Origin of the sequence: Acinetobacter sp. DSM 11652 (assembly GCF_900109815.1) — a bacterium.
Classification (GTDB): domain Bacteria; phylum Pseudomonadota; class Gammaproteobacteria; order Pseudomonadales; family Moraxellaceae; genus Acinetobacter.
Genome location: NZ_FOBK01000012.1, coordinates 95,333 through 108,453, shown reverse-complemented (window position 1 = coordinate 108,453; position 13,121 = coordinate 95,333). Strand labels below are relative to the sequence as shown.

The following is a 13,121-nucleotide window of genomic DNA, read 5'->3' as shown; positions in this document are numbered from 1 at the left end:
GCTCAATTAGGGGCACTTTGCCTTTCAAATCTTTGTGCAACAAAGCCATTCAGAAGATATCATCTGGAGAGAAGGTGATGATGCCACAAAAGAAGAGTATTAGTTTTTGGGAGTGGGTGATGTTGATCCGTTAGTAAATTGAGGCTATATAAATGAATAAATTTCTCACATATATTTTTCTAACTCTACTTTGTTTTTACTCAAATGTTACAGCATCAAATATAATTAAAGAATCAAATCGTGAGGCTATTGTGATAGATAATCAAAATTTCTGCACTGTTTTGAATGAGATATTTAAAGTATCTGAAAGTCAGAATTTAAATAGTGCTAAAAATTTAGGACCATTTCAATTGCACGTTCTCAAAGATGGTCGTCCTTCTAATTTGGGTATGTATAAATTATCAAAGAGTATATTGGGTACTCCTGGTAAAATTGTGGTGTATCTAGATGGTGGAGTTGCAAGTGAGATGATTTTATCACCTAATGCAAGGCATCACTTCAAAAATGATTTAATTTTAAATGCAAATTGCATTAATAATCTTAATATCAAATATATAAATACAGAGCTAAAAAATAATCAAGATTACATATATGTACATGTATTTTCAATCAATCTAAATACTAAGAAAGTAGTGATGAGATTTTTCTCAAACATAGAATTCAAAGGCAATGATCTGAGTTTTAACCGATTAACTTTAAAAATTGATTGATAAATTAACGAGAAAAAGCTCTTTAGCGGGGTTTTTAAAAAGACATTACATATTCGAATAGCTCACATTACCCGGACCTTCATGTACAACCTAAGTAATTTTTTATAACGGATCTTTAGTTAAGATTAATTTGGCTGCGGAAAAATATCAACGTTTAATTTTGGAGGATAAAGGGCGTGCCTTTTTACATCAGGAATTAAAACTAATAACGGGGTGGAGTCAGAGCAAAGCAAACTTTCTCTTTGGAATACATCCAAGTAGTAATGAAGGAAAAAATAACGATTTTTTTAACAAAAGTTTTAATATGAAAAATTATCTGAGTTTAATTTTTGGATTTTCGATATGTTGCCTATTATTGGCTTGTACTCCAAATACGAAAAGTAAAGGAAATGAAATCATGCCACCACAAAGTGCTATTTTACATTTTGGACAGCAAGGATTAAAAGACTTTACTCAATACAGTAATGCGCCAATAGACCGCCAACCTGCGGGGATGAATTTTTTGTCACTAGATTGGAGACCGCCCAAACTGGGACAGGTTAAAATTGTGACTGAACAAAGTAACTTTGAAATTGATAATGTTATTAGCGTAATGGGGACGCAAATTGCACGAATGGGCAATGATGGTGTTTTGATTATGGATGTAAACGCTAGTTTACATGCTAATGAATATACGACTAGAGAAGATGCATATCAGGCTTATGTAAAACTTATGAAGCAAATGAGTGAGAAAAACTGGAAGCAGTATTTTTTACCTTATTCGGAACGTATAGATAAACAAGATAATTTAAAATATATGAGTCAAAACATGGGAGAGGTTATTGACCCTAGCTATATTTTAAGTTTTAAAGAGTGGCAAGAAATGATGGATCTGACTAATGGCCATATGTATTTTAATTTATATAATAGTAATATTAATTTGGGGATATCTCTTTCTAAAACATATAAAGATGATAAAAAAGAACAGTATATGCTGAGATACAGTTTTGAGCATTTTAGATATACTGGTTTTAATGCTATTTCTAACTCAGATGAAATGACAGCAGAACAGTTAAAACAAGCCTTTTTAGATGAAAGGAGGGAAAATGAAAAAGATCGTAAATTTAAGGAACAAAAAATTAAACTGGAAGGCTATCATATTGATGGCAGCTATGTAGACCCTGATGTTTGGCAATATATGAGATAGGATATTTGGTGGGCTTTGTTTCACAAAGTTGTTTGTTAGGTTTAATTTAGCAATATAATTGTGAGACGAGTAAGCCCACACCTAAAATCTATTCGACATCCAACTGGCCTAATTACAATAAAAAGTTTTAATTAATCGTGGAAATATTTCGATTTGTTTCGATCTTCAGACTCAATGGTGCACAAAATTACTGCAGTAGTTTCGCTAAGAAAAAATGCAAACCTTGGAAAGATAAAACTGAGTTCCTAGAACGTAATGAGTTACTTCGAATAATTCACTGTTTAGGTTTAGGAAGAACCATATGGAAATAATGGTTGGGTTATCACCGTCGCAGTTTGGTGGAAACCAAGATGCATTGCATCAAATTATTAGGAGATAAGCTGACAGCATGACATTTTTAAAGTCACGTCAATGAAATGCATACGCGTGTGGCACAGTTCTAAATGGATCTACGGAATTAGGTAAATCTCACACCCAAGTTGCCATTTAAATTTGAATGGCTTGGGGGAAACTTAGCTTTTGAGTATTTATATAACAAAGCTTCTAATGAACACAGTGCGCACATTTCGAAAAATATTTAAGAAAGACATGAAAAATTATTAATACCGTATAGGAAAGAACAAAATCACAAATAGATAGGGTCGTAGAAACACGAAAGGCTTTAGAAAAGTATCAGCAATATTTGGATATAGTAAAATTAATAACTTCAAATCTAAAGTAAATGGGTTATTTGTTAATAGTGGTGATGAATCAATTATATATCAAAATTATTATTGTAGCTGACTTGTTTTTAATAATTTAGTAAATAGGTTGCATCGCTTTAACGATAACTAAAAATAGTTAAAGGTGAAGTAATAGATAATATTAGTGGTTTTTTATTTGATATATTAGATATTTTTCGCAAATCAAATTAGGTAATCCGAAAGAAATAGTAGGTTTCAAAGTATTTATTTGGGGTAAAATTTATGATGAAAAAATCATGAATTTATCTGAATTATGTAGTCAAATTTTCGGAATTTATGTTTTGAGTAGATAATTATGAAAAAAATTAATATATTGGGAATTATATTTTTCAGTATTTTTATAATGGCATGCAGCCACAAGCTTGCTTTTGATAAAATTGATCTTAAGCAAGCTGAATTAAATAAATACTATAAAGAGACAATAAAAATTGAAGATATTAATATTTTAGATATCAATTTTTATACAAATTTGCCTAGTAACTCGGGACTTGATATTACAATTGAAGGAGAGCCTCCATTTGATAAAAACTTAATAAGTATACAAGGTGTTCCAAAAGTTGAAGGTAGTTACGAAATTATAATTAAAGGTGAGTTTAGGGGCGGTATTATGGGTGGAGTCACCGATTTTAATAAAAAATATGATTTAATTATAAAATAATATTATTAATATCTTGGGTTGTGTTTTTATATAGTATATTACGGTCTATTATAGATGGCTTTAGAAGGAACATTACTTAAAATAAATTGAATAACAATCTTATTGATTAGCCATTTTATCTAAATAATATAAAAAAACCCGCTTTCGCGGGTTTTTTGATCTCAAACGAGATTACATATTCGGATAGTTCGGACCACCCGCACCCTCAGGTACAACCCAAGTAATGTTTTGTGACGGATCTTTAATATCACAAGTCTTACAGTGAACACAGTTCGCAGCATTAATTTGGAAACGCTTAGAACCATCATCATTTTCCATGATTTCGTATACGCCAGCAGGACAGTAGCGCTGAGCAGGCTCATCCCATTGAGGAAGGTTAACGTTTACTGGAATTGATGGATCAGTTAATTTTAAATGCGCTGGTTGATTTTCTTCGTGTACTGTATTTGAAACAAACACTGAAGATAAACGGTCAAATGTAAGCTTACCATCTGGTTTTGGATAGTTTGGTTTGAAGTTCACAGCATCAACAGTTTTTAAAGCACTGTAGTCAGGTGTCAAATCACGTAAAGTGAACGGAACTTTAAATATATTTTGATCGATAAAGTTGAATGCACCACCGAAGAATGTACCAAACTTATGCATTGCAGGGCCAAAGTTACGAGCATTATATAACTCTTCTTTTAACCAACTGTTGTTAAATTTCGCTGTATATGACGTTAACTCTTTAGCAAAGAAATCTTCGCCTTCTGTCACACGAGCAATTGCAAGGTCGCCGCCTTTTTCTACACCAGCTTTAATTGCTTCAAATACAGCCTCACCACATAACATGCCTGATTTCATAGCAGTGTGTGAACCTTTAATTTTTGCAAAGTTCAAGAAGCCAGCATCATCACCAATTAAGCTTCCACCTGGGAAGGTGAATTTAGGAAGAGAGTTAAAACCACCTTTAACTACTGCACGTGCACCGTAAGAAATACGTTTACCGCCTTCCAATACATCTTTAATTAATGGATGTGTTTTCCAACGTTGCATTTCCATGAATGGATACATATGAGGGTTTTGGTAAGATAAGTCGACAATCATACCCAATGATACTTGGTTATTTTCAGCGTGATATAACCACCAACCACCAGATGAACCAGTTTCAGTTAAAGGCCAACCTGCACCGTGCATGACTTTACCTGGTTTGTGCTTCGCTGGATCGATTTCCCAAAGTTCTTTAATACCGATACCGTAATGCTGAGGATCAGCATCTTTATCTAAGCCGAATTGAGCAATTAGGCGTTTACCTAAATGACCACGGCAGCCTTCAGCGAATAACGTGTATTTCGCATGGAGCTCATAGCCTGGGGTAAAGTTATGTGTTGGCTCACCATCTTTACCAATACCCATATCACCTGTTTGGATACCTTTTACGGTACCATCAGCATGATACAGAATTTCCGCTGCTGCGAAGCCCGGGAAAATGGATACTTCAAGCTCTTCAGCTTTTTGTCCTAACCAGCGTACAACGTTACCCAGAGAGATGACATAGTTACCGTCGTTGTGCATTGTTTTAGGCACAAAAGCATGAGGCATTTTTTGAGATTTTTGATCTGAAAGAAGGAAGTATGTTTCATCTTCTGTAACAGGTACGTTTAAAGGTGCACCTTCTTCTTTCCAATTTGGGAACAATTCATTAATAGCGCGTGGTTCAAGCACTGCACCAGAAAGAATATGCGCACCTACTTCAGAGCCTTTTTCAACGACACATACAGATAAATCGTTGAGGTTGTTTTCAATTGCAAGTTGACGGATTTTGATCGCAGCTGAAAGACCCGCAGGGCCCGCTCCAACGATTACAACGTCAAACTCCATCGATTCACGTTCGATGTGTTCCATAAAGGACTCCTCATAAAGTAAAGGGTGGCAACCGATAATTCCGACGGTGCTGCCATGAGTGTTCTTAGTTGCAGGTACAATTTTGCTCTCGTACCTTTTATATATTTTGCGCTAGTATAGGTTCAAACCTTGATCAAGCCAATTGGCTGAGTCGCTTTATTTTCCGTCAGCAGGGCATAAACCATGGTAAAACAAAATGATTCTATAACAGCACAGCCTGATTCACTTGTACCTGATGATAAAAACTTAATCAATATCGTACAATATCTAAAAGATGCACAGTCAAGTCACAAAAGGTCAATCCCACCTCTTGAACAATGGAACCCAAAGCATTGTGGCTCAATGGATTTGAAAGTAAAAGCGAATGGTGAATGGTGGCACGAAGGTCAATTGATTAAAAGACAAAGCCTCATTGACCTATTCTCGACAGTACTGTGGAAAGAAGACAACAAATTTTACTTAAAAACACCCGTTGAGCAAATCGAAATTGAAGTCGAAGATGAACCTTTATTGGTCAATCAGGTAGATCAAGTCGAGATTCAAGGGCTTTCCTATCTACAGCTAACAACGACCACTCAAGATCTCATTATTGTGGATCAAGATCATCCAATCTTTATGCGTGATTTTCAAGGAGAGATGCGTCCTTACGTGCATGTGCGTTTCGGCATCAACGCATTGATACAACGTTCAGCTTTTTTTCATTTAGTTGAAATGGGGGAGTTGAGCGAAAATGAGCAAGGTGAATCAGTTTTGAATTTAAAAAGTGGTAATCTGCTATTGCAATTAGGGACTTGAGGTTTAAGCTTAGCCCATTCATTTAAGCATTATAAAAGTAGTCGTTGAGATGTCTGCAATTTTACCCCAACCGAGCTCTAATGAGCCTATGCCTCATGCACTTGAACATGCCCCTATTGGTATTTTCGACTCGGGTATTGGTGGTTTATCAGTTGCATTGGAAATAGCAAAATATTTACCCAATGAGCATATCCTTTACTATGCAGATACAGCTCATGTCCCTTATGGTCCGCGCGAAGATCAAGATATTCGTCAGCTCACAGCACATGCAATCGAGTGGTTGTATCGTCAAGGATGTAAAGTTGCGGTTGTTGCGTGTAATACGGCATCAGCTTTTAGTCTGGATTACTTAAGGACGCATTATGGTGAGCGATTTCCGATCATTGGGTTGGTTCCTGCGTTAAAACCTGCAGTGTTACAGACACAGTCTAAAGTGGTGGCTGTATTGGCGACTCCAGCGACTTTTAGAGGCCAGTTAATCAAGGATGTAATGCAGAATTTTGCAGATCCTTTAGGCGTTAAAGTTCATCAAGTCACCAGTTTGGATTTGGTTCCTTTCGTGGAAGCTGGGCAACAAAATTCGCAAGCCTGTATTGCAACATTACAACGAGTACTTGATCCCGTCATGCAAGATCAAGCCGATTATTTGGTGTTGGGTTGTACGCATTATCCATTTTTAAAATCTGCAATTGAGCATCTTTATGCAGAGCGACTGACTTTGGTTGATTCTGGATTTGCTGTTGCACGCCAAACAGCAAGAGTCCTTATCAAAAATAAATTCAATGCAACTCAACCATATGACAAATCAGTGCAGTTGCGTTGTGTCGTCAGTGGCGGAAATGCGCTTGAACTTCAGCCTGTACTTCAAAATATGATCGGGCATGAAATACTATGGTCAATTGAAAATTTAACTGATACATTCGAAGAAGAATGATCAATATCAAGCTATATATTTTAAGCCTTATGAGTAAGGCATTTTTACCTAGATGCAGGATTGGATTAAGGCATGCTAGATAAGCGTTACCAAGTGTTTATTACAACTTCTGGTAAAGAGATGCAGCCAGAGCGTATGGTTGTGTCTCAAACGCTGATCGGTATGGGTTTTTTTTCATGGGGTTTAGAACAAAGAACACCTGTAACAACCGCTTTTGCACGCCGTCAAATTGATGATTGTGATTATGTACTTCTGCTTTTAGGAAGCCAGTATGGCGAGCAATCTGTCTCTGGTATTAGTTACATGCACTTGGAATATATCTATGCAGTGACTAAGCAAAAGCCCATTATTGTATTTATGCATGAACAGCCAGAATCGCGTGAGGAGCATTTACGAGAGCGTGAAGCGGATCTTCAACAGCGCTTTCAAAATTTCCGGCAACAGATCATTCAAGAAGTTGATCAGGTCGTATTTTTTAAAAGTGCTCGTGAATTAGAGCTTGCACTCAGGTCTCATATGCCTCAAATGCTTGAGCGTTACCCAGTTTTGGGTTGGGTAAGACCACAAAGCATTCAAGCAAAACAAGATGAGATTGATCGATTAAGAGCTCAGTTGGCACAAGCAAAAATGGAACAAGCCAAATCTGAAATCGATCCTTTTCTATCTTTGCCTAGAATAGAGTGGGATGATCAATTCAGTTTTGATTATCGTATGCATGCCTATGTTGATAGTCATTTTAAAGAAATTATTTGTATACGTTCCATGCGATGGCATGAAATTTATGCTGTTCTTGAGTCTCAATTTTCCCAAGCAACACCAGAAGATTTTTATTCTAAAGTGTTGAATCAGTATTTGACTGATACGGGGCTGGTCGATGCTCAATTGCAACTTCCTAAGGCACATATGGTATCTAGAGCACAGATTAATGTACGTGCATTGCATACCATCAAGCAACAAATGCGTAATAATGAATGGATCGTTCCTGTAGGACGAGATGATCGTCAGCGGATGTTATGGAAATGCATGAATAAATAGATCAAGTTCATATGATAGTTTTTCTCTTTCATTCACATTTTAAAAAGCAATCATAAAATTACGCCGAATTTACTTAGACTCTGATAAAGTATTTCTTAATTAAACAGTGAATTGATGTGGATCAGATGTCTGAGTTAAAGCCGAAAATCACCGTAATTATTGCCAACTTGGGAACACCAGATGCCCCTACAGTGCCTGCGGTACGAACTTTTCTAAAACAGTTTTTATCTGATCAGCGTGTGATTGAGATTCCATCGTTTTTGTGGAAAATTATCTTACATTGTTTTGTTTTACCATTTCGACCAAAGCATGTTTCTGAAGCATATGCGCAGGTGTGGAATGGAGATTCCCCTATGCGTGAAATTCTGTTGAAGCAAACAGATTTAATCCGTCAAAAAGTTATTCAAGATTATCCAGATTTTGATGTTCAGGTCGTTCCTGCGATGACTTATGGTCATCCTAGTATTCATGAGGTTCTAAAAAAACTTACTCAGACACCGCAAGATCACGTCATTTTATTTCCACTTTTTCCTCAATATTCAGCGACATCTACAGCACCATTGTATGATGCATTGGCGAAATGGGTTTTAACGCAGAGAAATTTACCTGGCTTAAGTTTAATACGCGATTATTATCAACATCCAAAATTTATTCAGGCTTTGGCAAAGAGTGTTCAGGTTTTTCAGGCGCAACACGGTAAAGCGGAAAAATTATTAATGTCTTTCCATGGGATTCCTCAGCCTTATGCAGATAAAGGTGATCCATATGCCGACCGTTGTAGAGTTACAGCGAAAAAAGTCGCAGAGGCTCTGGGATTACGTGACGATGAATGGGCTATCAGCTTCCAATCACGATTCGGTAAACAAGAGTGGGTCAAGCCATATACAGATGCGTTGCTGACTGAGTGGGGACAACAAGGAGTTCAATCTGTCCATGTGCTCAGCCCTGCTTTTTCAGCAGATTGCTTAGAGACTTTAGAGGAGTTGGCTGTGGAAAATGCCGAAACCTTTAAAACAGCGGGCGGGAAAGACTATGCCTATATTCCAGCGTTAAACACTGATGCAGCACATATTGATTTGTTGGTCGATTTAGTAGAAGCTCAACTGGATGCACTCAAGATTACCCTCCAACATTCTGCGTAAATTTAAAGGTTCCTATGCTTCAAGTTAAAATTATTCCTGTGACAGCATTTCAGCAAAATTGTTCATTGGTTTGGGATCAAGAGACCAAAGAAGCTGTGTTAATTGATGCAGGTGGTGAGCCTGAAAAAATTATGCAAGTTGTGCAAGAGTTAGACTTAACAGTGAAGGAGCTATGGTTAACTCATGGTCATCTTGATCATGCTGGTGCGGTCGGAGCATTGGCGAGAGAGTGGGGTATTCCAGTAATTGGTCCTCATAAAGAAGATGCATTTTGGTTAGATATGATTCAGGAAGTTTCAGCACGATATGGGTTTCCGATACCTGAACCTGTTGTGGTTGATCAGTGGCTTGAAGGTGGTGAAACTTTAAAACTAGGGGATGAGTCCTTTGAGGTTCGATTCGCTCCCGGTCATACGCCTGGCCACGTCATGTTCTATAATGCTAACTATGGCTTGTTATGGACTGGAGATGTTCTTTTCAAGGGTTCAATTGGTCGAACAGATTTTCCCAAGGGAAATCATCAACAGTTGCTGGATTCGATTGAGAGAGAATGTTTTAGTTTGCCAGATGAAACACAGTTTATTTCAGGGCATGGTCCAATCAGTACCATTGGCTATGAGAAAAAGTTTAACCCGTTTGTGGCAGGTAAAGCTGGTTAATTAAAAACGAAAAAAGTGATCTCGATTGATGTCATTCAATTCCCAAAAGAGAAGGGCAGCGGCTAACACAAATAGTGCAGAGATTAAAATCAAGACGAAATCATGTTGATAAATGCCTAGACCTGCAAAAAGGAAGCCTAGGCAAGATAAAATTATACTGAGTGTGAATGTGAATTTATAAAGTCTCATGTATTTATGAAAGTAGAATTGTTGTTTTAATGTGATTGTAATCACAATATCACAACATAAACTTAAATAAAATCACATTTATTGAGTTTTCTTAAAAAAGCTAATTTTTTTTGTTTGTGTAAATATAATTGAATTATTCTTTTAATATTGAGCAAAGTTGGCATTATTCATGATATTCCCCTTGATCAGCTTGAGGAGAATCCTGTGTCGGAAGGCGATATTCATCATTTGCCCAAGCCCCTAAATCGATAAGTTTACATCGTTCAGAACAAAATGGACGAAATTCATTGCCAGTCCATTGACTAGGCTGTCCACAGCGTGGGCACGGAAATGTTTTTGGCATAAATGAATCCTAGTAAAATAAAACAGCTAAAATAGGCAAAAGCATCTAGAGTTGCTAGACTTGTCGCGTTTTCATAAGTTTGATCTGATTATGCCGATTCGTCAATTTCAAGCACAGCGTATGCATGCGCCACGCGACTTTCAACCGATTCTAGCTGAACCACTATGTGTTGAGATTGGGGCGGGTAAAGGTAAACATGCTTTATTGTTTGCGCAACAAAATCCGCAAAGACAACTAATCGCGATTGAACGAACTAGAGAAAAATTTCTAGCGATGCAAAAACAGCATCAACTAGAGGGACAAACCAATTTGCGACCTGTACATGCAGATGCAATCCCTTGGATCGTACATGCGCTATTTCCACAGCAAGTTGAAGATTTTTTTATTTTATATCCGAATCCTGAACCTCATAATCCAGCGCAACGTTGGTTGAATATGCCTTTTTTTGAATTTTTACTGTCTCGATTGCAACCGAATGGTACGATCACTTTAGCCAGCAATATTCCTGAATATATTGACGAGGCAGAGCAACAACTGCTTAATGTTTGGAACCTTTCTTATGTTAAAGAACGAATCTCTTCAACTTCGGCAAGAACGCATTTTGAAGTAAAGTATCTAGAGCGTGGTGAATTATGCCAGCAGTTGATTATTCAAAAACCTGAAGCGTACCAAACTCGCTTCGATCACTTTATGCCTCTGCAAGGGCAAATGCCGATCTCTTCTGAAAATCAACAAACGAATAATCTATGAATTTGGAATATTCAAAGCGAATCGCAATCGTAGGCGCAGGTCCAGCAGGTTTAATGGCTGCTGAAGTTTTATCTGCTCATCCTGCATTTGAAGTTCATATTTTTGAACAAAAGCCTTCAGCTGCACGTAAATTTTTGATGGCAGGTAAAACAGGTTTAAATATTTCTCATGCCGAACCTATCGATCAATTTATTGGTCGTTATGATCATGCCGAATGGCTTGCACCTTGGGTAAAAAAATGGGATGCGCGTTGGATTCGAAATTGGATGAAAAACCTAGGGATTGAATCCTATGTTGGAAGCTCTGGTCGTATATTTCCCAATGAAATGAAAGCAGCTCCATTACTGCGTGCTTGGTTAAAAAGTTTAGTAGATACCAAAGTCAATTTTCATTATCGGCATCAAATTACCGCGCTTAATCAAAATGAACTGACAGTTTTTGATACTCAATCCAATTCAATACGAACTGAGCAATTTGATGCGATTGTATTGGCGTGTGGCGCTGTGTCATGGGCACAGTTGGGCAGTGATGGGGCTTGGCAGTCATGGTTAGCTAAAGAAGAGTTAAAAGCGTTTTCCCCGAGTAATGCTGGTGTAGTCAGAGCTTGGTCTTCGTATATGGAACCTGTATTTGGCTCGCCACTCAAACGAGTTGAAGCTTGGGTGGATCATCAGCCCAAAGCTAAGGGTGACATCGTGATCACCCATTATGGTTTGGAGAGTGGGTTGGTCTATAAGCATGGTCGGGCACTTCGAACACAATTGCAATATCAAGATTCTATGGTTTTAAATTTAGATTTACTGCCAGAATTATCTGAGCATGAAATCATCTCTAAACTTAAGAATGCTAAGAAACAAAGTATGAATAATATTTGGCGAAAATTGGGATTAGACAATGCAAAGTCAAATTTATTACGTGAATTGACCTCAAAGCATGATTGGGCGATTGCAGAGAAAATGGCTCAGCATATTAAACATTTATCTATCAAACTAGACGGTTTTAGACCCATTGAAGAAGCCATTAGCTGCGCAGGTGGTGTACGGGAAATTGCCTTGACTAAACAGTTACAGTTGAAAAGTAATCCAATTGTTTTCTGCTGTGGAGAGATGTTGGATTGGGATGCCCCGACAGGTGGTTATTTACTTACAGCGTGTTTTGCAACAGGTCGTGCAGCAGGATTAGGTGTAATTGAATACCTAAATAAAACTGTTGAAAAAGACTAGCCAAGCGCTAGTCTTTATTTATGATTATTTCGCAGTGAGTGCATTTCCTTCAAATTTAATGCCATCCCATCCATGAATCATGAATTGACGGATATTTTGATGATCTGATGCTTCAGGTGTCGCCAGAACAGAAGCGTAGTGTTCTGCAAAAAGCTGTAATGTTTGTTCTTGAGAAAGACCATTTAATTTGGCAAAGGAAAAAACTTTAGCACTCCCTTGATTTTCATTACTGGCATTATATTGTTGACCATTACTAAATGCGGTTGGCGTATGTGTATAACCTGCTTCAATAAATGAAATTACGTCGGCAAATTTTGCTTCGCCATTTTTTAATTGTTCCAATAATGCTTGAGCCATAATTGAGTCCTTACACGTTTAAATTTGCTACATCTTAACGAAAAAACGCGTGAATCCAAGACAATAATTCGTTACTTTTTAAGGTAAAAATATGATCAATACACGAGAACGGACATAATATGAGTTGGTTATGGGTAGCATGTGGTGGAGCGATTGGTGCAACACTTCGATATATGACCAGTATGTGGTTCATGCAAAATGCAGATCAATTTCCATGGGCAACTTGGATTGTGAATATCTTGGGCTGTGTTCTAGCAGGGGGATTTTTTGCATTCAGTTTACAATATCCTGTATTACAACATGAGGCTCGCCTATTTTTTATGGTTGGCATATTAGGTGGTTTTACCACATTCTCTAGTTTTGGCTTGGAAACTTTTCAATTGATAAAATCTGGGCAATACAATTTGGCACTGATGTATGTTGTGAGTAGTATCATGATTGGACTCTTGGGATTGGTTTTGAGTTTTTTCTTTACTCAATTTTATTTAACCCATAAATAACGATAAGAATAAA

14 protein-coding genes and 1 pseudogene are annotated in these 13,121 nt (G+C 37.3%); 12 read left to right on the top strand and 3 right to left on the bottom strand.

The features are described 5' to 3' along the window. The first annotated feature begins 152 nt into the window (after window positions 1-152). The 4 genes and pseudogenes from BMW42_RS12150 to BMW42_RS12135 all read left to right on the top strand — a co-directional run bounded on the left by BMW42_RS12150 (window position 153) and on the right by BMW42_RS12135 (window position 3,297). Window positions 153-710 carry a hypothetical protein gene (locus tag BMW42_RS12150; RefSeq protein WP_092768151.1) on the top strand — a complete coding sequence of 186 codons (558 nt, stop codon included), beginning with the start codon at window positions 153-155 and terminating at the stop codon, window positions 708-710. A 130-nt stretch (window positions 711-840) separates the two neighbouring features. Next, window positions 841-1,896 carry a hypothetical protein gene (locus BMW42_RS12145; RefSeq protein ID WP_228143129.1) on the top strand — a complete coding sequence of 352 codons (1,056 nt, stop codon included), beginning with the start codon at window positions 841-843 and terminating at the stop codon, window positions 1,894-1,896. A gap of 206 nt (window positions 1,897-2,102) precedes the next feature. Next, window positions 2,103-2,386: pseudogene (locus tag BMW42_RS12140) on the top strand (IS5/IS1182 family transposase); the annotation flags it as partial. Window positions 2,387-2,934: 548 nt separating this feature from the next. Further along, window positions 2,935-3,297, top strand: coding sequence for a hypothetical protein (locus BMW42_RS12135; RefSeq protein WP_228143128.1), 363 nt, complete (start codon window positions 2,935-2,937; stop codon window positions 3,295-3,297). Between the two features lie 171 nt (window positions 3,298-3,468). On the opposite strand, the gene BMW42_RS12130 is transcribed toward BMW42_RS12135, so the two are convergent. After that, a complete protein-coding gene (locus BMW42_RS12130) occupies window positions 3,469-5,181 on the bottom strand; it encodes an electron transfer flavoprotein-ubiquinone oxidoreductase (RefSeq protein WP_092768149.1) in 1,713 nt (570 codons plus the stop codon). Window positions 5,182-5,364: 183 nt separating this feature from the next. Here BMW42_RS12130 and BMW42_RS12125 point away from each other — a divergent pair, with 183 nt between their 5' ends. From BMW42_RS12125 to BMW42_RS12105, 5 genes are all read left to right on the top strand, one after another. Beyond that, window positions 5,365-5,976: a DUF1285 domain-containing protein gene (locus BMW42_RS12125; RefSeq protein WP_092768147.1), complete on the top strand. Its 612-nt coding sequence runs from the start codon at window positions 5,365-5,367 to the stop codon at window positions 5,974-5,976. A gap of 49 nt (window positions 5,977-6,025) precedes the next feature. Then, window positions 6,026-6,910, top strand: a complete 885-nt coding sequence (murI, locus tag BMW42_RS12120) for a glutamate racemase (protein WP_092768145.1) — start codon at window positions 6,026-6,028, stop codon at window positions 6,908-6,910. Between the two features lie 72 nt (window positions 6,911-6,982). Continuing rightward, complete coding sequence (locus BMW42_RS12115; RefSeq protein WP_092768143.1) at window positions 6,983-7,945, top strand: DUF4062 domain-containing protein; 963 nt, start codon at window positions 6,983-6,985, stop codon at window positions 7,943-7,945. A 125-nt stretch (window positions 7,946-8,070) separates the two neighbouring features. Further along, a complete protein-coding gene (hemH, locus tag BMW42_RS12110) occupies window positions 8,071-9,087 on the top strand; it encodes a ferrochelatase (RefSeq protein WP_035264970.1) in 1,017 nt (338 codons plus the stop codon). 14 nt (window positions 9,088-9,101) lie between these two features. Next, window positions 9,102-9,746 (top strand): MBL fold metallo-hydrolase, encoded by a 645-nt coding sequence (locus tag BMW42_RS12105; protein ID WP_092768141.1) that lies wholly within the window; start codon window positions 9,102-9,104, stop codon window positions 9,744-9,746. 352 nt (window positions 9,747-10,098) lie between these two features. On the opposite strand, the gene BMW42_RS12100 is transcribed toward BMW42_RS12105, so the two are convergent. Then, entirely contained in the window at window positions 10,099-10,278 is a 180-nt protein-coding gene (locus tag BMW42_RS12100) for a DNA gyrase inhibitor YacG (RefSeq protein ID WP_035264978.1), read from the bottom strand. Between the two features lie 84 nt (window positions 10,279-10,362). Here BMW42_RS12100 and BMW42_RS12095 point away from each other — a divergent pair, with 84 nt between their 5' ends. Beyond that, window positions 10,363-11,028, top strand: coding sequence for a DUF938 domain-containing protein (locus BMW42_RS12095; protein ID WP_171260725.1), 666 nt, complete (start codon window positions 10,363-10,365; stop codon window positions 11,026-11,028). Continuing rightward, complete coding sequence (locus BMW42_RS12090) at window positions 11,025-12,251, top strand: TIGR03862 family flavoprotein (RefSeq protein ID WP_092768137.1); 1,227 nt, start codon at window positions 11,025-11,027, stop codon at window positions 12,249-12,251. The genes BMW42_RS12095 and BMW42_RS12090 overlap by 4 nt, the downstream gene beginning before the upstream one ends. A 24-nt stretch (window positions 12,252-12,275) precedes the next feature. On the opposite strand, the gene BMW42_RS12085 is transcribed toward BMW42_RS12090, so the two are convergent. Continuing rightward, the gene (locus tag BMW42_RS12085) at window positions 12,276-12,608 is read right to left on the bottom strand and encodes a HopJ type III effector protein (protein WP_035264987.1); all 333 of its coding nucleotides are present in this window, start codon (window positions 12,606-12,608) and stop codon (window positions 12,276-12,278) included. A 119-nt stretch (window positions 12,609-12,727) separates the two neighbouring features. Between BMW42_RS12085 and crcB the strand changes: the two genes are divergently transcribed. Next, a complete protein-coding gene (crcB, locus tag BMW42_RS12080) occupies window positions 12,728-13,108 on the top strand; it encodes a fluoride efflux transporter CrcB (protein WP_092768135.1) in 381 nt (126 codons plus the stop codon). The last annotated feature ends 13 nt before the right edge of the window (window positions 13,109-13,121 follow it).